Raw genomic sequence first — 22,408 nt, 5'->3', positions numbered from 1 at the left:
CCAGGGTTATTATTCGCTGGTGGGCCGCGAATATGAGCATGAGCTGATGCCGCTCGGAATCGACCAGGGCGTCGGCCTGATGGTGTGGAGCCCGCTCGGCTGGGGCCGCCTGACCGGCAAGATCCGCCGCGGCCTGCCGATGGGCGAAGGCCGCATCGCCCAAGGCGGTGCGCAGGGCGGTCCCGCGGTGGACGACGATTATCTGTTCACCGTGGTCGATGCGCTGGACAAGGTTGCCGCCGACACCGGCAAGACGGTCAGCCAGATCGCGATCGCGTGGCTGCTGACGCGGCCGACCGTCGCCAACATCGTCGTCGGCGCGCGCAACGAGGAACAGTTGCGGCAGAATCTGGGGGCGGTCGGCTGGACGCTGGATGCCGGGCATATCGCGCTGCTTGACGATGCGAGCCGCCGCGCGCCGGCCTATCCTTATTGGCACCAGATGGACTTCGACGAGCGCAACCCCAAGCCGACACGCTGGTAGCGAACGCGCGACGGGATGCGCCGATCGCATTTCCGGCGTAGGCTGGATACGTGCTGACGAAACGGATGATCCTGGCCGGGCTGGCTTTGGTTGCCGCCGGCCCCGTTCGTGCCGGCGACTGGTGCCCGGTGCCGGTCGAGCAGGCGCAGCAAGCGCTCGCGGCGCATCCGATCGCGCTGCCGCCCAAGGATGCCGTCCCGCATCCGATCGCGCATGTCCATACCGAGGGCACGCTGCCGCATCAGGGGATTCGCGACGAAAGCCTGGAAGCGGAGCGCGACTGGCCGGTGATGCTGAACGCCGCACTGGCCTGGCGCGCGGGCGTGAACGAGCATCAATTCGAGACGGCGCGACGGTTCCTGCTGGGCTGGGTCGATACGTACACACCCGATCTCAATCCGATCGACGAAACCAATCTCGATGCGCTGATCGATAGCTACACAATCCTGGCCGACCGGCTGGACGGGGCGGAACGGGACCGCGTCAATGCCTGGCTGCGCAAATGGGGCTGGGATTATGTCGCCGCGATCGCGCATGCGCCGCGCCCGGGCGGCACCTGGACCAACAATTGGCAGAGCCATCGCATCAAGCTGGTCACGATGATCGCAGCGGCAACCGGCGACGACAAGCTTTTCGCAGAGGCGCGCCGGCTGTTCCGCCAGCAGATCGCGGTCAATCTGCTGCCCGACGGCCAGGTCGCCGACTTCGCCGAGCGCGATGCGCTTCATTATGTCGTCTACGATCTGGAGCCGCTGCTGCGCGCCGCCCTGGCCGCACGCGCCTATAAGGACGAGGATTGGTATCATTGGACGGCACCCGGCGGTGCCTCGATCGCGAAGTCGGTCGCGTGGCTCACGCCCTACGCAACCGGCGAGCAAACGCATGAGGAGTTCGTCCACTCCAAAGTGCCGTTCGACGCGCAGCGCGCGGCCGCCGGCGTGACGGGCTTCGCCGGGCCATTCGATACGCGTCACGCAGCGCTGACCTATTGGTCGGCGGCGCGCTTCGACCCCGCCTTGCGCGGCATCGCGCAAAAGCTCGATCCCTCGCCGCCGCGCTTCATGGCACTCTGCGGAAACTGACCCGGTCGCCCCGGCGGCATCGCTACACGACTGGTCGCTTCACAATGAACCACGCGTCCGCGCGCCCGGACGGAGCTTGCGGTTCAGCAGTGGAGGTAAGCATGGCACGCAAGCATCTTCTTCTTGGCGCCGTCGTGATCGGGCTCGCAGGCGCGGCCCAGGCGACGACGGTAAGCGACCCGACCGGGGACTATCTCGCATCCTATACCGGGCCGCATCAGGCGGATCTGGACGTCACCAGTTTCTCCGTCATGTTCAACGCGAGCACCGACAGCTTCCTGCTGCAAGGCACGATGGCGGGCCTGATCGATGCGACGCTGCCGGGCTTCTATGCGATCGGCATCAACACCGGCACGGGCACCGGCCCGTTCGGCTCGATCGGCGCGCCCGACGTGCTGTTCAACCAGGTGATCGCGGTGCAGAAGAACGGGACCGCGACGATCGGCGCCACCGCGCTCGCGCCGGGATCGGTCACGATCGGCGGCAATGCGCTGAGCGTCGTGATCCCGCTGTCGCTGTTGCCGACGACCGGGTTCGATCCCCTGCATTACGGCTTCAACATCTGGCCGCGGAGCGGCACCACCGGCGGTCTGGCCGTGATCAGCGACTTCGCGCCCAACAATGCGACCGTCGCGGCGGCGGCAGGGGCGGTTCCCGAACCGGCGAACTGGATGATGATGCTGGGCGGCTTCGGCCTGATCGGCGGCGCGCTGCGCCATCAACGCAGGGCCCGGGTGCGCTTCGCCTGAGGTCCGCGCCTCGCTTTCCCGTGCCCCCTGGGAAAGCGAGGCCGGTCACCGGCGGGCCGGCTGCCCCCGGCCCGCCGACCCCAATGAAGGCTCGTTACGGTAGCGTGCGCAGTCGCGCGGCCGCCCGAAATCGGCTATAGACCGATGCGGCGGCCGCGTTCGCGTGCCGAAGCAAAAGACTGGAGACGGATCATGCGAATGGCGTCGATGCTGATAATGGCTGCGATCCTGGCCGCGCCGGCAAGCGCGCGCGTATCCATGAAAGAGCGCGGCGAGGCCGAGCTCGCGAAGCTGCTCAAAGACTATGTGCCCGGCGAGAAGGTGCACTGCGTCCGGACGAGCGACATCACCAACCAGACGGTGATCGACGGGACCGCGATCGTCTATTTCGGGCTGGGCGGAAAGGCGTGGGTCAACCGGCCCAACGGCGCCGAATTCCTGCGCGAGGACAATATCCTGATCACGAAGCCGTTCGGTGGCGAGAATTGCCGGCTCGACATCGTCAACCAGAGCGACCGCTTCAGCCATATGCGGGGCGCCGCGATCGGGCTCAACGACTTCACCCTTTATACGAAGGTGAAGAAGCACTAATTCGTTTCAGCTGCGCTGAGGCGGCATTTGGTTCAGCTCTGCTGAACCAAACTCTAGGCCTTCGTCGCGAGGATCAATCGGCCGGCGCCCAGCCGGTCGATGATCTGACCGACCTGATCCTGTTCGAACGCAAAGCAGCCTTCGCTGCGGCCGATCGCCCCGCGCGCGGCCAGATCGCGATTCACATACCAGGCACCGTGGACGACGATGCCGCGCGGCTCCGCCTGGTTGTTGTCCGGATCGAGCCCGGCCAGCCGGCGCGAACGGCCGTGCGCGCCGACATAGATGTCCTTGGTCAGGAAGGCGCCCGACGAGGTCGCCTCCGAACCCGGCAGGTTGGAGAAATGCTGGAGCCAGCCGGTATGCGCCGGATCCGAGCCGCGCCCGTGCGCGACCAGGAACGTATCCATGCGGCCATTGTGCATATCGATCAAATGAAAGCGCGGGATGCTGCTGCTTCGCCCGAAATCGGCGACGCCAACGACATCCCGGTTGGGGATCATACCGGCATGGCGATCGAGCGCGGCCTGCGCGCGCGCGATCAGTGCATCCGATCCATTCGGACGCAGCAAGGTATCGGCGAAAGCGCGTCCGGTCAGCAACGCGCCGGCGGTCACAGCGGTGCCCGCCGTCAGAAATTGTCTGCGATTCATAGTCCCTCCGCGCCGCCCTTATAGCGCATTAACCTTAACATTACATTACTTTTCATCGGCTTAGCCGGTTGACCCGATGCGCCAAGCCCGCGTCACGTCGATGCAAGCCCGCCTGGTTCGCTTCGTGCGATGCTGGATGCGTGAAGAAACGCCACGCCCTGGTCGTGGTCGGATCTGTCAGGCGGGCATTCCGATCCTTACGCGTCGCAGCGGGCTGCGGATGGATCGGGACGAGCCTTTTTCTGTCCGGCATGCCCCTATCGGCGGCAACCCCGATCGCGCTTTCCTGCCCCGAGCCGACCACGGGACTGGGCCATGTGTCCGGCAACGTACGGACCGCGGTGATCGATGATTGCCTGACCGTCCAGGGACAGCAAATGGCGGCGCACCTGCTCGACAGCCGCATGTCGATCAGCGTCAAGGTCAACGGCTACGGCCCGTTCCGTTTCCTGGTCGACAGCGGCGCCGACCGTTCGGTGATCGGTGTCGCGCTGGCCAAACGGCTTAACCTGCCGGCGGGCGAAAATGTGCGGCTGAACGATGTCGCCGGCGCGACCGACATCGGCACGTTCCTGGTCGACGATCTCAAGGTAGGCGACAGTTCGACCTTCGCTATTTCCGCGCCAGGGCTGCCCGAGCAATTTCTCGGGGCGCAGGGGATTGTCGGCGTGGACGCGCTGATCGACCGCCGCATCATGATGGATTTCCAGGATAACAGCATCACGCTCGAGGATGCACGGGTTCCCGAGAAAGTGGAGCCGGGCGAGATCGTCGTCGTCGGCCACCGCCGCCACGGCCAGTTGATCCTGACCGAAGTGCGCGTCGACGGCATGCCGATCTATGCGGTGATCGACACCGGATCCGACGTGACGATCGGCAATTTCGCGCTGATGGAAAAGGTCGCGGGCAGCCGTCATCCGCCCGATCGGGTCTCGATGATCCTGAACAGTGTCACCGGGCGTAGCACGGAGGCGACCGGGCTCATGCTGGCACGGATCGATATCGGCGCGCTGCGCATCCGCAATCTGCGGGTTGCCTTCGCCGACGTCGCCCCCTTCGCCCTATTCGGGCTGGCCGACCGGCCGGCCTTGTTGCTTGGCACCGACGCCCTGCGCGGCCTCAGGCGGATGTCGCTCGACTTCCAGCAATATCGGGTTCGATTCCAGTTGCGAGGCTAAGAACCTTGCAGCATCGGGCAGCGCGCATAGTTTCTCCCGGCCCGATCGCTGTGTTATGCTGCGGCAAGGGAGAGGATATGAACGCACCGGCCAGCCTGCGCCAAGGCAAGGTTCTGCTGCTGGCGGGGCCGCTCAGCTTCAACGCCGCCTATATCCGGCGCACACTCGATTTCTTCGGCGTGCCCGTGCTGGCGCCGCCGGGCACGGCGGAGGAAGCGTTCGCCACGCTGAGCCCGGCCGACTGGAAATCGGTCACCGCCTGCGTCGCGGTCGACCTCACCCATGCGATGTTCACCGACCTGTCGGAGCAACACAAGGAGGTGCCGTTCCTGTTCGTCGGCTATGATCCCGCCGCCTGGTTCGCAGCCCCCTATTCGTGGCTGTGCCCGCCCTTCGCATCCTATCAGGTGATCGAGACGCTGAGCGAGATGGTTACCGCGGCGGCGGCCGAGACGATGCGCTCTACCTTCGATCCGCCGCCGGCACCCGACGAGCCAAAATAGGGCGGCCCGCGCCTATCGCGCGGCGGGATCCAGCATGACGTTCAGCACCTTGTCCTGATCGCCCGCGAGCGAGGCGCATTGAAGCTGCGCGGGCTCCGTGCCGGATAGATTACGGAAATAGTGGACCACGACATTGGCGGGCTCGATCGTGACTTCGCCCGCCGCGACATTGCGCACGGGATCGGCGCCGATGCTGACCGCGAACGCACCCTTCGCGACGAAGCAGATGACCGGCACCAGATGCTTGTGCTCGGGCATGACCTGACCGGCCGCGAAATCGACGCGGGTCGTCTCAACCCGCGTCACCAATTTGCCCGGCGCGACCGGCAAGATCGCGAGCGGCGTCCGCGTCGGCAACGCGGCGGCGGCGGCCGCGCCCGTCGCGACCGCCAATAGCAGCAGGGTCGGAATTAGGCGCATCGCGGCGTCTCCCTCAACCTCACACCACGCGGTTGCGCGCGATCAGTTCCTTGTACCAGGCCGCACTCAATTTGGGCGTGCGCTTCTGCGTGGCATAATCGACATAATGGATGCCGAAGCGGTTGGTGTAGCCGTCGGCCCATTCGAAATTGTCCATCAGGCTCCACAGGAAATAGCCCTTGAGCGGATAGCCTTCCGCGACCGCGCGATGCATCGCGGTCAGGTAATTCCTGAGGTACATGATGCGGTCGCTGTCATCGACGCGGCCGGCGACGATCGGATCGTCCGAAGAGCAGCCATTCTCCGAAATGTAGAGCGCCTTCGGCCCCCACAATTCGCTGACGTAACGCGGGCCCCAATAAAGGACTTCCGGCCCGACATAGAGCCAGGGCGAGGCCATGCGCGGGCTGTGCTCCAGATGGGGCAATACCTGATAGCCCTTGGGCGAATTGGGGTCCGCCCGGACATAATCCGGCGTGTAGATATTGAGCGCGACGAAATCGAGCGGGCTCGCGATGACCGCCATATCGCCCTGCTTGACCTTGGGTGCGGCGGCGCCCTGCTCGGTCAAATAGGAATCGAGATATTTGCCTTCCATGATCGCAGTCAGGAACATGGCATTGTCTTCGCGGATCGCCTTGCGCGCCGCGTCGATATGCTCCTTCGTCTCGATCACCGGCACACGCATCGTGGTGTTGTCCGCGATGCCGATCTGTGTGCCCGGCTTGCAGTGCGCGCGCATCGCCTGGACGGCGAGGCCGTGCGCCAGCACGCCATGGTGACGCACCTGGTTCACGTCCGCGGCCGGCAGCTTGAGGCCCGGCGCATGCACGCCGTTTTGGTGGCCGAGATCGGTGAAGCAGCGCAGTTCGTTGACCGTCATGAAGTTCTTCACGCGATCCGAAAGCTGGCCCGCCATGTAGCCGGCATAGTCGCCGAAGGCATAAGCCGTGTCGCGGTTCTGCCACTCGCCGGGCAGCGCCGCCGGCAGGTCCCAGTGGAACATGGTGACGTAGGGGGTGATCCCGTTCTCAAGCAAATTGTCGACCACCTTGTTATAATGATCGACACCCTTCTGATTGGGCTTGCCCTTGCCTTCGGGGAAGATGCGCGACCAGGCGAGCGACAGGCGATAGGTCGACACACCCAGATTTTTCAGGAGCTTCGTGTCCTCGGCGTAGAGGTGATAGCTGTCGCAGGCGACATCGCCATTGGCATTGTTGATGACCTTGCCGGGCGTATGCGAAAAGATGTCCCAGATGGTGGGGCCGCGCCCGTCCTCATTGACCGCGCCTTCGATCTGATAGGCGGCCGTCGCGCAGCCCCATTTGAATCCTTGGGGAAAATCGAGGTCGATCGGCGCCGCTTTCGCGGTCGCCGCGATCGTGCCCCCTGCCGCCAACGCCGTCGCCGCACCGAATGCCTTGCCGATCTCGCGGCGATTATAGGTTGTCATGCCCCTCTCCCAAGATTGCGCTAACATGCTTAGCATCCTGATCGACGAGCGCGAGCCGGAATGCGGCGAATTGCAAGCGCGCCAAAATGAACGCGCTTCGGATATTTCCATCGCTGCGGTCGCAACGAAGTTACGATATTAAAAAGCGTCGGCGAATCAGCATGATGCGGGTTTGCTCTTTGGGGGACAATCCGATGAAAGCTTTGACTGCGCGCGCGTTTATCCTTGCCGGGCTCTGTGCCCTTGCCGTGCCGGCACAAGCGACCGAATTCAGCATCACGTTTAAGGGCAAGGTTTCTCAGGGGACCGACGCCGCGGGGATCTTTGGTGCCGCCGGGGCCGATCTGAGCGGATTGGATTACCTGGCCAGCTTCACATTCGATTCCGATGTCTTCGCTATCTACGATCGGGAGAATGGCTCGAACTTCGACTATGAAGGCTACAGCCTGCCTGGGTCCGCTTCGATCAAGATTGGCAACGGCACCTATCAATTCTCCGATGATATCGATGGGGGATCCGGTGCGGTGACGCGCTACAGCACCAGCGACCCAGGGGCAGACGGCGGCTATAACAACGATATGAGCGTGGCCCTGCAGCCGGCGGGGGCCGGTCTGTTTTTCTCTGTCTATGCCATCCCTGCCATGTTCTCGTCCGTCGATAATACGACCCCGTTCAGCTATGACGGCCCGGCCGGTTTCTATGGAAGTTTCGGCAACGCCGATCCGCAGAATTATACCTATGCCGAGTTCACGTTCGGATCGGTGGTGGAATGCAGCGGCGATGGGCCATGTGCTTTGCCGTCGGCGAGCGTGCCCGAACCCGCGAGTTGGGCATTGATGGTCGCCGGCTTCGGCTTGGCCGGGACGGCTCTGCGTAGCCGCCGACGGACCATGCTCGCCTTTGGGTGAAGGCGCGTACCGGCGCGGGTTGGTTTGCCCGTGCCGGTCAAGGCGGGTGTTTCAGCAGGGGTTCAGAACTCAGCCGGCGTCAACACGCTGGTCTTTCAAATGCTGAACGTCTGCTGCCAGCATCGTTCAGCCCGGGCGCATATACCGCATCGTAAAACCCGAACCGTCCCGAAAAATCGGGCAGGTTAGGAGAGTAGAGATGCGTACCATATTCGGCATTGCCGCAGCGCTGACGCTGGCGGCCACGGTCGCGCCGACGGCGGCGCAGGCCCAATATTATGATCAGGGCTACAGCCGTTACGACAACGGTCGCGGATACAACGATTACCATGGCCATGACTGGCGCGATCGCCAGCGCTGGGAACGCCAGCGCGCACGCGAGGAACGGCGCGCACGCCTTCGCTGGGAACGCGCGCATCGCCACGATCATCGCGACCACGACTACCGCTCGTACCGCTGACCCATGGACCCCACGCGGCGCAGGCGCGTTGGCGTGCGGCGACGGGTGGAAGCTTATAAGAGAGAGGAAGATATCATGAAAATCATGCTTATTGCCGCGGGCGTTGCGTCGCTCGCGATGGCCGCGCCGGCTTCGGCGCAGAGCGCGGGCCATATCCTGCGGGGCGCCGGTATCGGCGCCGCGGGCGGCGCGGTCGCCGGCGCGGTGATCCCGGGCCTGTCGGTCGGCAACGGCGCGCTGGTCGGTGCCGCGGCGGGCGGCCTGTACAACACGGTGCACCACGGTCACCATTATTACCGCCACAGCCGTTCGCGTTATTACTACCGCAACGGCCATCGCTATCGCCGCTAGGAAAAAGGGCGCCGGAAACGGCGCCCTTTCAACCTGACGGCTGGAAGGGGCGCCCGCGAGGGCGCCCCTTTTCGTCAGCGGCAGCGGATATCCTGATTTTCCGCAACCGACTTGCCCGCCAGCGCGCCGAGCGCGCCGCCGATCAAGGTGCCAGCGGCGCGATTATGCCCGCCATCGATGACGTTGCCGAGGATGCCGCCGGCGGCCGCACCCACGATCAGGCCGGTCGTGCCGTCGCCACGCTTGCAATAATAGCGGCCATCCGATCCGCGATAGACTTCGTCCGAAGAGGACAGACGCCGTTCGCTGTAGTTCGGCCCATCGCGATAGTAATGCGACGCGTCATAGTTGGTGGCGTAATTGCCGGGCGGCGGGGGCGGCGGCGCGCCGTAACCGCCGCCGTAAGCGGCATTCTGGCGGCTCCAGCGAATGCGCTGGCTGAGCTGATCGAGCTGACCCTGGATATATTGATAGTCGCTCGGCGAGAACCGGCCGTGGTGGCGATAGCGCATCCGATCCGCGTTGCTGCGGATGCCGTTGAGCTGATATTGCGAGCGGCGCGCCTCGCGCGGATCGAGGCTGCCATCGGCGATGCTCCGGTCGATCCGATGCTGCAGGAACGCGATGCGCTGATAAGGATCTTCGGGGGCGCCGCGCCAGAAGGCGTCGCGATCCCATCCGCCGGGTCCGGGGCCTGCCCAGGCTTGCGGCGGTTGCGCAACGGCGGGAAGCGTGCCGACCAGGGTCAGCGCCGCAAGGGCCGCCATAGGGGCGCCCAATCGGTTGAATTTCATTATAGGTCTCCTCTCGTGCAGCCCCTGTTTCGGGGGAAGCATCCGAGGCCCAACAGACCAATTGGCAAAATGGTGCCATCGTTGCGTTACCGTATCAGCACATAGTGTTAGGCTCCTGTTCGCCGTTTTAGGCGCCGGGGAGAAAAGGCATGCGATATCAATCGATCGCGGTGGCGATGGTCGGATTTGCACTGCTAGCAACACGTATCGACGCGCACGATGGGGACCAGGTGTTCGAGACGTTCGATACACACCCGACCGGCACGACCAATGTCATCGCCAGCGGCCCATATTTCTCGACAACCATCTCGGGCGGCACGATCGAAATGGCCTCGCTCGCCAATCCCGCGCATTCCGGGAATCAGGTCTATGGAGGCACGTCGATTACCGTGGTTACATCCGACCAAGACATGTTTTCATGGCCCGGCGTCGGAGCCTGGGTAACCGGCGGCGCGACCGTATGGATGCGGGCTTATGAATATGATGAGGGTACTGGGACCGATCATCTGCTGACAGAGGTGTCGCTGTCCGCCACCGACACCAACACCTATCTGTCGATCGGCACGCTCGACGACCCCAAATATATTAGCCGGGTGACCTTCTCGTCCGACGTGGATTTCGCGATCGACGACCTTACGCTCGGCATCGACGGAATCGGACCGGGGATTCCCGAGCCGGCATCCTGGGCGATGATGCTCGGCGGATTCGGGCTAGTAGGCGGCGCGATGCGGCGGCGGCGCACGGCCGGCCAGGTCTTCTGTCCACAGGAAACCGCGCACATCCGCATCTGAAGCCTTGCCGGTAGGGGATGCGCTCCGGCAAGGGTGGGGCGATGACCACCGACATCGACATGGGCCAAGGGACGGGCGGCGCGAGCGTGCCGATCGACCTGGAGGAATTGCTGGCGAGCCGTCTGCTCGTCCAGGGCAATTCGGGCTCGGGCAAGTCGCATCTGCTGCGCCGGCTGCTCGAACAGAGCGCGGGGCTGGTGCAGCAGGTGGTGATCGATCCGGAGGGCGACTTCGTCAGCCTGGCGGAGCGTTTCGGCCATCTCGTGATCGAGGCGGCGGACTATACCGAGGCGGAGACGGGCAGCATCGCCGCGCGCGTGCGCGAGCATCGCGTATCGGTCGTGCTCAATCTGGAGGGGCTGGAGGTCGACGCGCAGCTGCGCTGCGCGGGCAGCTTCCTCAACCGATTGTTCGATGCGCCGCGCGACCAATGGTATCCGGTGCTGGTGGTGGTCGACGAGGCGCAATTGTTCGCGCCCGCCGCCGCCGGCGAGGTCGGCGAGGAAGCGCGCCGCGCATCTTTGGGCGCGATGACCAATCTGATGTGCCGCGGCCGCAAGCGCGGGCTGGCGGGCGTGATCGCGACCCAGCGGCTTGCCAAGCTCGCCAAGAATGTCGCGGCCGAAGCGTCCAATTTTCTGATGGGGCGCACCTTCCTCGACATCGACATGGCACGCGCGGCCGACCTGCTCGGCATGGAGCGGCGTCAGGCCGAGCAGATTCGCGATCTGGAGCGCGGCCAGTTTCTTGCGCTCGGACCGGCGATCGCGCGGCGGCCACAGCTGATCCGGATCGGCGCGGTCCAGACCGGCGGGCGCGGGGCGGCGCCTGGGCTCGCGCCACTGCCGTCGCATGGCGATGCGCAGGCGCTTTTGTTCGAACGGTTGGAAGACACGCCACCGCCCCCACCCGCGGCGCCGCCGGTCGAGCCGGTCGAGCATCTGCTCGCGCGGATCGACGAGGCCGATCCCGATGCGGCGCAGACTGCGCCCGAACTGGACGCGTCCGACCCTGCCCCGGTGATCGACGCGGTGCTGCGCGATATCGTGGCGGACGAGGATGCGGCGCACCGAGCGCCGGGCGCGCTCTACCAGGATTTTGCGCTGCGCTGCCGGATGCGCGGCCTGGCCCGGCCGCCGCTGCAGCCGGTGGACTTCGCGCGGCGGCTGACGCTCGCGCGTGCCGGCTTGTTCTCCGACGATCTCGCCGATCAGGATTGGGCGGCGGCGCTGCGCATCGCCGATACCGTACCGGAAGACATGCTGGGCGTGTTCATGCTGATCGCGCGGGCTGCCCGTGCGGGCGCGCCCTGCCCGACCGAGGCGGAGATTGCGCGAGTCTATGGCACGCATTCGATCGGGCGCGCGCGCCGCCTGCTGGGTTATATGGAGAGCAAGAATTACCTCGCGCTGCGCGTCGATCTGCGCGGTCGGCGGACCGCGGCGATCCCGAGCCTGGGCTGGGCGACCGCACCGGAGGAGACGGCGGCGGCGTGATCGCCCGACGTCCCTGCCTGCCGCGCCGAACGAGCTTCGTCCGAAACGGAACGAAAGACTCTGGTCTCGGTTGAGCGCGCGGTGTCAGTGGCCGGGCGTAAGCGTGCATGCTTCATACAAGGACGTATCGGCAAATGCCGATTCGACTGCCACGTGCCGAGGCGATCCGCCGTGCGATCGCCGAGAAGGCCGCCGAGACATCCGCCTCGGGTGTGGACCAATATCTTGCATTGATCGGGCCGATCGAGCCGGCGTTCGGCGGCGGCGCCACCGAGACGTCGTGGCGGCTGGCTTATTATCAGGGATCCCGCGAGGAGCATGACGCGATCGAGCGCGCCGTGGGCATTGTCCAGCGCCAGACCCCGCTGATGCAGGTCAGCTAGCCGGCACCGGTTCGCGGAAGTCCGGCCGCTTTGACCGGACCGGCGGACCGATTATGGTTGGGCCAAACGCAGGACAGAGGGCGCGCGGATGACAGGCAGGGCTTGGGGGATCGTCGCGCTGCTGGCGCTAAGCGGCTGTTCGATCGGCAAGGACGTCCCGATCGCGGAACAGGCCGTGGATGGCTTTCATCGCCAACTCAACGCGGGCCAGTTCGACGCGATCTATGCCGCCAGCGCCGCCGACATGAAAGCGGTATCGCCGCAGACGACCCTGACCGCCTTGCTCGGGGCGATTCACCGCAAGCTCGGCCTCTTCAAGAGCGGAAAGGTGATCGGCTGGAACGACAATGCCTCGACCAGCGGCCATTTCATCACGCTGAATTACAGTGCGGTCTATGCGAATGGGCCGGCAGACGAGAATTTCGTCTACCGGATGGATGGCCAGCAGGCGGTGCTGGCGGGCTATCACATCAATTCGGATCAGCTCATTCTGCGTTGAGCGAACGGGTTCAGGCGGCTTCCAACATTTTGCCCATGACAGCGAATTCCATCGCCGCCTGCGGCCGGCGGCGCACCACGCGGCGTTCGCCGGTTCGGCGGAACCCGCGTTTTTCATAATAGGCCATCAGCCGCACGCGCCCGTCGAGTACGCACAGTTCGATTTGGTCCGATCCGAATGTTTCCAGAGCGACCGTTTCGGCAGCCGCGATCAGTTCCGCGCCGAGCCCGCGCCGCCGGCAAACGGGATCGACGCCGAGCAGGCCAAGCGTGCTGCGGCCGCCCGCATTGCGGGTCACCAGAACGCAGCCCACGATCACGCCATCGTCGAGCGCGGCGAGCAGCCGGCTGCGGGGCGCGGCGATCAGCGCCTGAACCTCTTCGACCGAAACCTCTTCGTCGGGATGGAAAGGCGGCTTGCCGGACCAGCTCCGTTCTTCGTTGGCCAGCGCCTCCGTTACCAGCCGGTGCAGGCCGATTGCATGACCATCGCCGGCGGTCACGATTCTCACCTGGCCACGCGCGGCGGCTGACGCCACCGCGTGGTCCAACGCCACTTCATGCAACGGGAAACTCCGAGTCTTTCTGCCGGGTGGCCGGCGGCCTGGGGGGAGCTCCAGTTAGGTCCCAAGGGGTTTCCAGATGGTTAGCAATCGGTTCACTATGAACTGATCGCGCCCCGCCGCGGCTCGCTTCGTCGCATTTGAATCCAAGCCGATGCGCCCGCTCCGAACGGGCCACAGCGGAACCCGCGCGGCGACCGGCCGTTTCGCCGCCGCAAGCTAAGAAAGGCACGCCATGCTCGGTACGATCCTCATCGTCCTTTTAATATTGTTCCTAGTTGGCGCACTGCCGAACTGGGGCCATAGCCGCAATTGGGGCTATGCTCCGTCGGGCGGGCTTGGCCTCGTATTGGTGATCGTGCTGATATTGGTGCTGCTCGGACGAATTTGAGAATCAAGAAGGGGGCGGCGCGATGGCGCGATTTGTTTTGGGAATTGGTGCAGCGCTTGCGGCGGCCGGGCTGGCCGCGCCGGTCGCCGCGCAAAGCGTTGACGACGATGTTCGCTGCCTGTTGGCGAGCAACTTCTTCGCGCGCACTGAAAAGAACGCCCAGCAGAAGCAGATCGCCATGGCGTCCGCCGCTTTCTATCTGGGCCGCCTCGACGCGCGCATCTCCAACGAACAGCTCAACAGCGCAGCGATGGCGCAAGCCAAGACGATGACCAAGGATAGCCTGGGCCCGACCATGAACAGCTGCGCGAAGCGGCTGATTCAGAAAGGCATCGCGCAGCACAACCTCGGCGCTTCGTCGGCACCCCGTAAACCGGCCCCGCCCGCCAAGCCGAAATAGCGCGCACCAGCCCCCGCATATAATTCCCTATCTGTTGGATAGGTTTTATTTCTTTGCGGTGCGAGGCGCCTCGCTAAGACGAGCCCACAACAAGGGTTCGATATGGCAAGCCGCGCATTGCTGCCCACCGGCAGCTATTGGGACATAGACGAGATCGCGGCCGGGTTGCGCGACGCACGCCAGGCATGGCGCGACGCGCACCGCCGTAACGCCGAGCATGGCGCGGTCGGCTTCCCGTCGCGTTACGACCTGGAGAAGATCATGGCGTCGCTGTGCGGCGCGCTGTTTCCGCTTCGCCTAGGGCCGAGCTTCGTGCGGCTGGAGAATGAGGACGCATTCGTCGCCGAGACGCTGCAGACCGCGCTCAGCCGGATTTACGGCCAGATCAGGCTCGAGCTCGGTTACTCGCTGCGCGACAGCGCGCCCGAGCGGATCGATCAGGATGCGGCGCGGATCATCGGCCACTTCGCCACCGCGTTGCCCGATCTGCGCCGGCTGCTCGACACCGACGTCGAGGCGGCATTCGCCGGCGATCCCGCCGCACGCAGCGTCGACGAAGTCCTGATCTGCTATCCGTGCGTGCTGGCGATCATCCACCATCGCCTGGCGCACCTGCTCCACGGGCTCGGCGCGCCGCTGGTGGCGCGGATCATCGCCGAAATCGCCAATTCAAAGACCGGGATCGACATCCATCCCGGCGCACAGATCGGCCAGAGCTTCTTCATCGATCACGGCACCGGCGTGGTCATCGGCGAGACCGCAGTGATCGGCGATCGCGTGCGGCTCTACCAGGCGGTGACACTGGGCGCGCGCAGCTTTCCCTCGAACGACGATGGCGGGGTTCGGCGCGGCCTCGCCCGCCACCCGATCATCGAGGACGATGTCGTGATCTATGCCGGCGCGACCCTGCTCGGCCGGATCACCGTCGGACGCGGCTCCGTCATCGGCGGCAATGTCTGGCTGACCGAAAGCGTGCCGGCAGGAAGCTTCGTCGATCAGGCGCGCGTGCGACGCACGAGCGGCGCGCCGGACCTCGCGGAAACCAGCGAAACAGACGTGCAATCACTCAGGGGGCATTGAATGCGGAATCTCCTTATCGGCGCGCTCGCGCTGGCGGCGTCGTGGGCTCCGGCTGTGGCAGCCACCAGCCTGCTCAACGTCAGCTACGATCCGACGCGCGAGCTTTACCAGCAGATCAACCCGCTGTTCGAACAAGCGTGGAAGGCCAAAACCGGCCAGGATCTCGACATCAAGCAAAGCCATGGCGGATCGGGCGCACAAGCGCGCTCCGTGCTCGACGGCAATCAGGCGGACGTGGTGACGCTCGCGCTGGCCAACGACATCGATCAGCTCGCCGACAGAGGATTGATTTCGGCCGACTGGCAGAAGCGCCTGCCGCTCAATTCGACACCTTATTATTCGACGATTGTGTTCCTGGTGCGCCAAGGCAATCCCAAGGGCATCCATGACTGGAACGATGTCGTGAAGCCGGGCGTCGGCGTGATCACGCCCAACCCCAAGACCGGCGGCGCGCCACGCTGGACCTATCTCGCGGCATGGGGCTACGCCAGCAAGACCTATGGCCAGGACAAGGCGCGCGATTTCGTGCGGCGCCTCTACAAGAATGTGCTGGTGCTCGATTCCGGCGCGCGCGGATCGGCGACGACCTTCATCCAGCGCGGCCAGGGCGACGTGCTCCTGACCTGGGAGAATGAGGCCTTGCTCGCGGTCAAGCAGGCACCGCCGGGCGCCTATGAGGTCGTCTATCCGTCGGTGTCGATCCTCGCGGAGCCCTCGGTCGCATGGGTCGACAAAAATGTCGCGGCGCACGGCACCCAGGCAGCAGCTGAAGCCTATCTGCGCTTCCTCTACACGCCCGCCGCGCAGGACGTGATCGCGCGCAATTTCTACCGGCCGCGCAACGCCGCGGTGCTGCGCAAATATGCCGGCCAGTTCCACGACATAAAATTGTTCACGATCGACAAGAATTTCGGCGGCTGGAGGCGCGTCCAGGCCGCCCATTTCGCGGACGGTGGCGTCTACGACCAGATCGTTGCCGAAAACAACCGATAGGGATTTCCGGGAAGGGCTGAAGCGTCGTCCGATCGAGGAAGACCCACCGGCGGCGGGTCTTCCTCTCTCCTGCCGGCCCGACTAGACGGGCCGCATGTCCGCCTCGTCCCCCCTCTCCGCCTGGCGGCAGGAAGCCAGCGCGACCGCGCGTCTGGCCGGGCCGCTGGTGCTGACCAACCTGACCCAGGCGGCAATCCAGGGCACCGATGTCGTGCTGCTCGGCTGGCTCGGACCGCGCAGCCTGGCGGCGGGCGCGCTCGGATCGAACATCTACATCGCCTTCCTGATCTTCGGGATGGGGCTGGTGATGGCCGCGTCGCCGCTGATGAGCCGCAAGATTGGCGCGATGCCGCACAGCGTGCGTGACGTGCGCCGCACGGTCCGCCAGACGATGTGGGCGGCGGTGACGATCGCGATCCCCGTGATGCTGATCCTGTGGCATGCGGAACGGCTGCTGATCTTGCTCGGCCAGGATCCGGCGCTGGCGCACCAGGCCGCGCGGTTCGTGCGCGCGATCGAATGGGGGCTCATTCCCGCGCTCTTTTATCTGGTGTTGCGCAGCTATGTCGCGGCACTCGAGCAGCCGGCCTGGGCCTTGCTGATCGGCCTGTGCGGCGTCGTGTTCAACGCCTGCCTCAATTACAGCCTGATCTTCGGCAAGCTGGGGTTGCCGGCGATGGGAATTGTCGGCGCGGGTCTGGGCAGTTCGATCACGCAGACGATGATGTTCACCGGAATGGTGATTGTCGTGATGACGCAAAAGCGGTTCCGCCGTTACCGCCTGTTCGGACGCTTCTGGCGAGCGGATTGGGGTCGCTATGCGACTGTCTGGAAACTGGGCGCACCGATCGCAATGACGCTGGGGCTGGAGATCACGATCTTCAATGCCGCCGTTTTCCTGATGGGGATCGTCGGCACTGCGGCGCTGGCTGCGCACGCGGTTGCGATCCAGATCGCGAGCTTCACCTTCATGGTGCCGTTGGGCCTGTCGCAGGCGGCGACGGTACGCGTCGGCCTCGCGCTCGGGCGGCGCGACCGCGCGGGGATCACGCGCGCGGGCTGGACCGCCTGGATCATGGGCGTCGGCTTCATGACATTCACCGCCTGCCTGCTGTGGATAACGCCGCGGACATTCGTGAGCCTGTTCCTGGACACGCATTCGCCCGCCGATGCCGCGGTGGTGCAATTGGCCATATCCTTCCTCGCCATCGCCGCCATTTTCCAGATCGTCGATGGCGCGCAGGCGGTGGGCGCGGGCATGCTGCGTGGCCTGCACGACACCAAAATCCCGATGCTGTTCGCGGGGTTCGGCTATTGGGTGGTGGGACTGGGCGTGGCTTTGTGGCTCGGCTTCCACAGACATATGGGCGGGGTCGGCATCTGGATCGGACTGGCGAGCGGGCTGGCGGTGGTAGCGGTGCTGATGCTCGCGCGCTGGCTGCGGCGCGACGCGATCGGCCTGGCGCGGTTCGGCTGATGTCGAAGGCGACGCGCGCGACCGGGGCGCTCGCGGCGGCGGGCGCGGCCTTCACGGTCCACACTTACGATTACGATCCGAACGCGGACCGGATCGGGCTGCAGGCAGCCGACGCGCTGGGCGAGCCGCCGGAGCGCGTGCTCAAGACATTGATGGCCCTGGTCGACGGCAAACCGGTCTGCGCGATCCTGCCGTCCGATAGGGAGGTGGCAATGAAGAAGCTCGCCGCCGCGATCGGCGGCAAGGCGGCGGCGATGATGAAACCCGCCGATGCCGAACGCATGACCGGTTACAAGGTCGGCGGGATCAGCCCGTTCGGGCAGGCACGGCGTGTGCCGACGGTAATCGAGGCGGCGGCGCTGGATCAGCCATTTGTCTATATCAACGGCGGGCAGCGCGGATTGCAGGTCCGGATCGATCCGGCGGACGCCGCGCATATCCTGGACGCCCGCGTCGCCCCGATCAGCGCCGAGATGCGATCCGGTTAGACAGAGGAATTGCAAGGCTTTATTGGATTGCCCCAGGGTGAGGGCGTAGCTTTGGGTTCGGTTCTAGATTCGGGTAAAGACGGCATCGCGGTCGAACGTTTTTCAACCCACGGCATCGCGCCGCGCGACCGGCACGAAGCGTGGGCGAACCGGCATTGGCCGAGCATCGCGCCGCTGTATGAGACCACGCCGCTCGAAGCGTTCGACAATGCGATCGAGACGGTCGATCTGGGCCCGCTCAAGCTGTTTTATTCCCACATTTCGAGCCAGCGCTACGATCGCGGCGCGGAGATGTTGCGCTCCTATGACCCCGAAGCGCTCAATGTGCTGCTGATGTTCGAGGGGCATGCCAAGGGTGAAATGGGCGGCCGCGATTTCCATCATGCGCCAGGCACGGTGCTGATCGCCGATGTCGGCCAGACATCGCATCACATGTCCACCGCCAGCCGGACGGTGCGCATGGTTCTGCCGCGCGCGCAGGCACTAGAGATGGGCTTCGACATGCGGGCGATGCATGGATTGGTGCTGGATTCCCAAGCCGCGTCGCTGTTCGCGAGCCACCTGGCCCAATTACCCGGGCTGCTGCCCGAATTGAAGGCGGAAGACGGCCCACGCGTCGCGCGGACCGTGCTCGATCTGCTGACGCTGGCGGTGTCGGTGTCGGGGCGTATTATCCCGCCCGAGCCCGCGACGCGCCGTTCGATCGCGGCGTTGCGCGCGCGCGACGAGATCGAACGGCGGCTGGAATCGCCGTCGCTGGGGGTCGACGATCTGTGCCGTCGGCTGCAGATATCGCGCACCAGCCTGCAGCGGCTGTTCGAGCAGGAAGGCGGCGTCGGCACCTATATTCGAGGCCGGCGGCTGGAGGCGGCCCGGCGCGCGCTCGCCGATCCGCGCAATCCCGAGACGATCGCCATGCTCGCCGACCGGCTCGGCTTCAGCGACGCCGCGCACCTGAGCCGCCTGTTCCGGGCGCGCTATGGCAATACGCCGAGCGACTATCGAGCCGAAACAAACCTGCCGCGGCTCAGCTGACGCGCCCGCCCTGGGACAATCCGACAGGCAAATGAGACGCCCGTTCAAGTCGATCGGGCGCGACTGCCGCTAAAGCCGATCAAGGTCGCCGCGTTCCTGCGACCATCGCGAGATGGCGCGCCGGCTGCGGCTGCGCCCCTTCTTCCCTTTGGGGGGAGAGCGAGCGCCGTCCGTCCTGTGGGGAGATGGACGGCGTCTCTTCCAGGGTCGATCACCCAGATCTGAGCCCTGCATAGTTAGCGTGCGATCAAGCCTGCCCCTGAACCGCTTCGCAACGCGTGCGGGCGCAAGCGCGCGGATTAGAGGTGACGGGATGCGGGTAACAGCAACAGCGGCTTCGGGCCTGCGTTCGAGCATGGCGCGCTTCGACAGCAGCGCCGCCACGATCGCCAGCGGCGGCTTGACCGATCGGCCGGTGACCGAGGCGGGTGCGGTCGCGCCCGTCGCCGATGTCACCGACGCGCTCGAAAGCATGATGGAGGCCGGGCTTTCCTACCGCGCCAATGCCGCCGTGCTGCATACCGCCGACCAGATGATCGGATCGCTGATCGACCGCAGCGCCTGATCTGCCCGGATCAGCCGCCGTTGCGCCGATAATAAGCGACGTAAACCGATCGGCTCTTATCCGGCAGGCCGCCGAACTGGATCATTGCATCCTTGAGGCCGAGTTTCTCGACCCCGGTGCTGTTCGCCCAGGCCGGGTCCCGCATCTCTTCGCGCACCTGTTTGTAAAAACGGCGCTCGCCGCGATCATCGTTGCTCAGCGTGCCGTCGAGCAGAGGATCGGGCTTGGGCTGTTGCCAGATTTATCCATCCCGATTTTTTTGGGGATGGCGCCGAATATCAGGCTTTCATCAGGCGAAGATCAGCTTCGTGTCCTCGCCTCCGCACTCCGCGCAGGCCACATACATGGCACCGGTCCTGACCCGGCGGGCGCGCGGATTGGACCCCCTGCGCCCGAGCCTGGGGAGCATCGGAGACGGTGCTCCCCCTTTTCTGTTCGATCAGAGCTTAAGGCCAAGCGCGCGCCTTGCCTCGGCACGGCAATCATAGCGCACCGCCCGATTTACGCAGAAGTCGGGCCAGAGTCCGGTCTTGAGCCAGATGGCGGCGATACCCTGGCGCGCGGCGATGCGCATGAAGCGCGGTTCGGCCCGGAGCGGGGCCATGAAATCCTGGAACCAGATATTCTCGTCCTGGATATCCAATTGCGGCAGCGCGTTGGCGAGCGTGAAGGCGCCGTCGACATCGCCGAGTTGAACCAAATGCTGGATATCCTCGCGCTGGTCGTCGAGCGGGGCGGTGGCGGCCGCCGCGCGGAAGGCGGCGATGGCGCGGGCGACGGCCGGTGAACCAGGTGCGATCCTTGCCTCCAGGAACAGCCGCCAGTCCGCGATCGCGCGCGTAGAATAGAGCCGCGTCAGCGCAGGATCGTCGATCATGGCCAGAGCCTGCCGGGCATCGCCCACGCGCGCGCGCAACGTGAAGAGCCCCGCCGCGATCAGCGGATCGTGCGGCCAGAATTGCTGGGTCTTGCGCAGCAACGCCTCGCTATCGTCGGGATGACCATAGAAACCGAGCGCGCCGGACAGATTGTAGGTGAAGACGCGCCCGAAGGGATCAGTCGCGACGGCGCGGCGGGCATATTCCAGCGCCGCATGGCCGCGTCCGATCGCGCTGAAGGCGATCGCCGCATCATTGAAGAGTGGCGCGTGGACTGCGCCGGCCTTGAGCCCCTGGTCGATATAGACCTGGCGCCCAATCCAGTTGGCCATGCCGACCCTCGTGTGGGCCAGCGCGAAATAGGCCGCGCCTGCCCCCGGATTCAGCGCGAGCGCGCGATGCGCATAGTCGATCGCGTCGGCGATGCCGCGATCCCGATCGGCACCGTCCAGCGTGTTGGCATAGAGTGCGGTACGCGACGCAAGCTGCGCCCAGGCCGGCGCGAAATCGGGCCGCCGATCGACGACCTTGCGGAAGAGGGCGGCCGATTCCTGCCAATGTTCGTGCCGCTGCTCGCAGCCGGACAAATAGAGGCGCAAGGTCGGCAGATCGAGCGTCATACCACCGCCCTGCGCACCCAGCGCGCAGAGCAGCACGTCGGCGATCCGCGCTGCCACCTCCTGCCGCAAATCATCGACCTCCGCCACCGACCGCGCGAAATCGCTGGACCACAATATGGTGCGGTCACTCCCGACCAGGCGGATATTGACGTGGAGCAGACCGCCGCTGGTGCGCGCCTCGCCCGTGACCAACAGGTCGGCGGGCCGCGCGGGGACGGCAGGCTGGTCGCTGATGGCGAGCGTGGCGTCGTTTCCGACTACCACCCGGGCGAGGTCGGTCGACAAACCTTGACGGAAAAGCTGCGCGGCTCCGTCGTCGGCCCGCGCGTCGACCGCCTGAACCGTAACCGTTTTCTGCCGGTCGCCAGAGTTCCTTTCCCAGAGCAGCCAAGCTGCGCCGAGCAGCGCCACAGCGATCAGGCCGGCCGCGATCGCCATCCATGACCGGCTGCGCTGCCCGGGAACGAGTGCCGGCGAAGATGCGATGGCTGCGGGTGCAACCGGGACGGGAGCGGCGGCAGGCGGCGCATTGCGCGGCACCAAACGATAGCCGACCTTGGTGATCGTCTCGATCCGGAAACTATCGAGTCCGATCCCCTCCTGCACGCGCCGCAAGCGCGACAGGACGCGATTGATTGCATCTTCCCCGACGATCCTTCCATCCCAACAGGCTTCGGTCAGATCATCGCGGGTGAGGATGGCACCATCCGCCTGCGCCAGCGCGACCAGCACCTGCATCACCCGCGGCTCGAGCACTTCGCTGGCGTCATCGTCGCGCGCGACCTGACGGACACCTGGCCGCACGATCAGCGCGCCCAGGCGGAATTCCGGTACGCGTGCGAGTTCGATCCGATCGATCAACCGCCGGCTTCCCCAACGCCGAATCGGCGTGGCCGAACGGTGCCCGGCACGAGCTGCCGACGCAATCATCAAGGTTTGATCGGCACACCATCAGGTCCTCATCCTCTCGAAAAAGGCGCGCATCGGGGAAACCCAGCCATCCGCTGCGGACGCAACGGACGAACCATTCATCCGATTTTTCGAGAGAAGGAACTTCCATGCGCACCATCAAGAGCATCGGCCTCGCCGCCCTGATCCTCACTGCCGTGGCGCCCGCTTCG

At 65.4% G+C, this 22,408-nt stretch carries 28 protein-coding genes; 21 read left to right on the top strand and 7 right to left on the bottom strand.

Going from position 1 to position 22,408, the window contains the following annotated elements; genetic code table 11:
- The 4 genes from VK533_RS02830 to VK533_RS02815 all read left to right on the top strand — a co-directional run.
- Window positions 1-484 (top strand): aldo/keto reductase (locus VK533_RS02830; RefSeq protein ID WP_324374825.1); only part of this gene is annotated, 484 nt, incomplete at its 5' end.
- Between the two features lie 50 nt (window positions 485-534).
- Entirely contained in the window at window positions 535-1,566 is a 1,032-nt protein-coding gene (locus VK533_RS02825) for an alginate lyase family protein (protein ID WP_324374823.1), read from the top strand.
- A 101-nt stretch (window positions 1,567-1,667) separates the two neighbouring features.
- Window positions 1,668-2,315 (top strand): PEPxxWA-CTERM sorting domain-containing protein, encoded by a 648-nt coding sequence (locus VK533_RS02820; protein ID WP_324374821.1) that lies wholly within the window; start codon window positions 1,668-1,670, stop codon window positions 2,313-2,315.
- Between the two features lie 198 nt (window positions 2,316-2,513).
- Window positions 2,514-2,906, top strand: a complete 393-nt coding sequence (locus VK533_RS02815; RefSeq protein WP_324374819.1) for a hypothetical protein — start codon at window positions 2,514-2,516, stop codon at window positions 2,904-2,906.
- 53 nt (window positions 2,907-2,959) lie between these two features.
- Here the strand turns inward: VK533_RS02815 and VK533_RS02810 are convergent, their stop codons facing one another.
- On the bottom strand, window positions 2,960-3,559 hold the full coding sequence (locus VK533_RS02810) for a murein L,D-transpeptidase catalytic domain-containing protein (RefSeq protein ID WP_324374816.1): 600 nt from the start codon (window positions 3,557-3,559) through the stop codon (window positions 2,960-2,962).
- A 251-nt stretch (window positions 3,560-3,810) separates the two neighbouring features.
- On the opposite strand from VK533_RS02810, the gene VK533_RS02805 reads away from it, so the two are divergent.
- On the top strand, window positions 3,811-4,737 hold the full coding sequence (locus tag VK533_RS02805) for a retroviral-like aspartic protease family protein (protein ID WP_324374814.1): 927 nt from the start codon (window positions 3,811-3,813) through the stop codon (window positions 4,735-4,737).
- A gap of 77 nt (window positions 4,738-4,814) precedes the next feature.
- The gene (locus tag VK533_RS02800; RefSeq protein ID WP_324374812.1) at window positions 4,815-5,240 is read left to right on the top strand and encodes a hypothetical protein; all 426 of its coding nucleotides are present in this window, start codon (window positions 4,815-4,817) and stop codon (window positions 5,238-5,240) included.
- A 12-nt stretch (window positions 5,241-5,252) separates the two neighbouring features.
- Here the strand turns inward: VK533_RS02800 and VK533_RS02795 are convergent, their stop codons facing one another.
- Together VK533_RS02795 and VK533_RS02790 are read right to left on the bottom strand one after the other, a co-directional pair.
- Window positions 5,253-5,660, bottom strand: coding sequence for a cupin domain-containing protein (locus VK533_RS02795; RefSeq protein WP_324374810.1), 408 nt, complete (start codon window positions 5,658-5,660; stop codon window positions 5,253-5,255).
- Window positions 5,661-5,679: 19 nt separating this feature from the next.
- The gene (locus tag VK533_RS02790; RefSeq protein WP_324374808.1) at window positions 5,680-7,116 is read right to left on the bottom strand and encodes a GH1 family beta-glucosidase; all 1,437 of its coding nucleotides are present in this window, start codon (window positions 7,114-7,116) and stop codon (window positions 5,680-5,682) included.
- A gap of 86 nt (window positions 7,117-7,202) precedes the next feature.
- Here VK533_RS02790 and VK533_RS02785 point away from each other — a divergent pair, with 86 nt between their 5' ends.
- From VK533_RS02785 to VK533_RS02775, 3 genes are all read left to right on the top strand, one after another.
- On the top strand, window positions 7,203-8,024 hold the full coding sequence (locus VK533_RS02785) for a PEPxxWA-CTERM sorting domain-containing protein (RefSeq protein ID WP_324374806.1): 822 nt from the start codon (window positions 7,203-7,205) through the stop codon (window positions 8,022-8,024).
- 199 nt (window positions 8,025-8,223) lie between these two features.
- A complete protein-coding gene (locus VK533_RS02780) occupies window positions 8,224-8,484 on the top strand; it encodes a hypothetical protein (RefSeq protein ID WP_324374804.1) in 261 nt (86 codons plus the stop codon).
- A gap of 75 nt (window positions 8,485-8,559) precedes the next feature.
- Window positions 8,560-8,835: a hypothetical protein gene (locus tag VK533_RS02775; RefSeq protein WP_324374801.1), complete on the top strand. Its 276-nt coding sequence runs from the start codon at window positions 8,560-8,562 to the stop codon at window positions 8,833-8,835.
- Window positions 8,836-8,909: 74 nt separating this feature from the next.
- Here the strand turns inward: VK533_RS02775 and VK533_RS02770 are convergent, their stop codons facing one another.
- The gene (locus VK533_RS02770; protein ID WP_324374799.1) at window positions 8,910-9,602 is read right to left on the bottom strand and encodes a glycine zipper 2TM domain-containing protein; all 693 of its coding nucleotides are present in this window, start codon (window positions 9,600-9,602) and stop codon (window positions 8,910-8,912) included.
- A gap of 176 nt (window positions 9,603-9,778) precedes the next feature.
- On the opposite strand from VK533_RS02770, the gene VK533_RS02765 reads away from it, so the two are divergent.
- From VK533_RS02765 to VK533_RS02750, 4 genes are all read left to right on the top strand, one after another.
- Window positions 9,779-10,420: a PEPxxWA-CTERM sorting domain-containing protein gene (locus VK533_RS02765; protein ID WP_324374797.1), complete on the top strand. Its 642-nt coding sequence runs from the start codon at window positions 9,779-9,781 to the stop codon at window positions 10,418-10,420.
- A gap of 41 nt (window positions 10,421-10,461) precedes the next feature.
- A complete protein-coding gene (locus tag VK533_RS02760; RefSeq protein ID WP_324374795.1) occupies window positions 10,462-11,916 on the top strand; it encodes an ATP-binding protein in 1,455 nt (484 codons plus the stop codon).
- Between the two features lie 134 nt (window positions 11,917-12,050).
- Window positions 12,051-12,299, top strand: coding sequence for a hypothetical protein (locus tag VK533_RS02755; protein ID WP_324374794.1), 249 nt, complete (start codon window positions 12,051-12,053; stop codon window positions 12,297-12,299).
- A gap of 88 nt (window positions 12,300-12,387) precedes the next feature.
- Entirely contained in the window at window positions 12,388-12,798 is a 411-nt protein-coding gene (locus VK533_RS02750; RefSeq protein ID WP_324374792.1) for a hypothetical protein, read from the top strand.
- Window positions 12,799-12,808: 10 nt separating this feature from the next.
- Here VK533_RS02750 and VK533_RS02745 read toward each other — a convergent pair whose 3' ends face one another.
- Window positions 12,809-13,336: a GNAT family N-acetyltransferase gene (locus tag VK533_RS02745; protein WP_324374790.1), complete on the bottom strand. Its 528-nt coding sequence runs from the start codon at window positions 13,334-13,336 to the stop codon at window positions 12,809-12,811.
- Between the two features lie 259 nt (window positions 13,337-13,595).
- Here VK533_RS02745 and VK533_RS02740 point away from each other — a divergent pair, with 259 nt between their 5' ends.
- The 8 genes from VK533_RS02740 (at window position 13,596) to VK533_RS02705 (ending at window position 19,789) form a co-directional block, all read left to right on the top strand.
- Window positions 13,596-13,751 (top strand): DUF3309 family protein, encoded by a 156-nt coding sequence (locus VK533_RS02740; protein ID WP_324374788.1) that lies wholly within the window; start codon window positions 13,596-13,598, stop codon window positions 13,749-13,751.
- Window positions 13,752-13,773: 22 nt separating this feature from the next.
- Entirely contained in the window at window positions 13,774-14,151 is a 378-nt protein-coding gene (locus tag VK533_RS02735; protein ID WP_324374786.1) for a hypothetical protein, read from the top strand.
- A gap of 102 nt (window positions 14,152-14,253) precedes the next feature.
- Window positions 14,254-15,231 (top strand): serine O-acetyltransferase EpsC, encoded by a 978-nt coding sequence (gene epsC, locus VK533_RS02730; protein ID WP_324374784.1) that lies wholly within the window; start codon window positions 14,254-14,256, stop codon window positions 15,229-15,231.
- Window positions 15,232-16,224: a sulfate ABC transporter substrate-binding protein gene (locus VK533_RS02725; RefSeq protein WP_324374782.1), complete on the top strand. Its 993-nt coding sequence runs from the start codon at window positions 15,232-15,234 to the stop codon at window positions 16,222-16,224. It begins immediately after the preceding gene.
- Between the two features lie 94 nt (window positions 16,225-16,318).
- Window positions 16,319-17,701, top strand: coding sequence for an MATE family efflux transporter (locus VK533_RS02720; RefSeq protein WP_324374780.1), 1,383 nt, complete (start codon window positions 16,319-16,321; stop codon window positions 17,699-17,701).
- Window positions 17,701-18,189 carry a Cys-tRNA(Pro) deacylase gene (gene ybaK, locus VK533_RS02715; RefSeq protein WP_324374778.1) on the top strand — a complete coding sequence of 163 codons (489 nt, stop codon included), beginning with the start codon at window positions 17,701-17,703 and terminating at the stop codon, window positions 18,187-18,189. The genes VK533_RS02720 and ybaK overlap by 1 nt, the downstream gene beginning before the upstream one ends.
- Before the next feature lie 51 nt (window positions 18,190-18,240).
- Window positions 18,241-19,224, top strand: a complete 984-nt coding sequence (locus tag VK533_RS02710) for an AraC family transcriptional regulator (protein WP_324374776.1) — start codon at window positions 18,241-18,243, stop codon at window positions 19,222-19,224.
- A gap of 313 nt (window positions 19,225-19,537) precedes the next feature.
- Window positions 19,538-19,789 carry a flagellar basal body rod C-terminal domain-containing protein gene (locus VK533_RS02705; protein WP_324374774.1) on the top strand — a complete coding sequence of 84 codons (252 nt, stop codon included), beginning with the start codon at window positions 19,538-19,540 and terminating at the stop codon, window positions 19,787-19,789.
- 10 nt (window positions 19,790-19,799) lie between these two features.
- Here the strand turns inward: VK533_RS02705 and VK533_RS02700 are convergent, their stop codons facing one another.
- Window positions 19,800-19,934, bottom strand: coding sequence for a hypothetical protein (locus VK533_RS02700; protein WP_324374772.1), 135 nt, complete (start codon window positions 19,932-19,934; stop codon window positions 19,800-19,802).
- 294 nt (window positions 19,935-20,228) lie between these two features.
- Window positions 20,229-22,148 (bottom strand): winged helix-turn-helix domain-containing tetratricopeptide repeat protein, encoded by a 1,920-nt coding sequence (locus tag VK533_RS02695; protein WP_324374770.1) that lies wholly within the window; start codon window positions 22,146-22,148, stop codon window positions 20,229-20,231.
- Between the last annotated feature and the right edge of the window lie 260 nt (window positions 22,149-22,408).

Origin of the sequence: Sphingomonas sp., assembly GCF_035317925.1 — a bacterium.
Taxonomy (GTDB): domain Bacteria; phylum Pseudomonadota; class Alphaproteobacteria; order Sphingomonadales; family Sphingomonadaceae; genus Sphingomonas_I.
The sequence above is the reverse complement of the archived record's forward strand: the minus strand, read 5'-3'. Positions and strand labels throughout refer to the sequence as shown.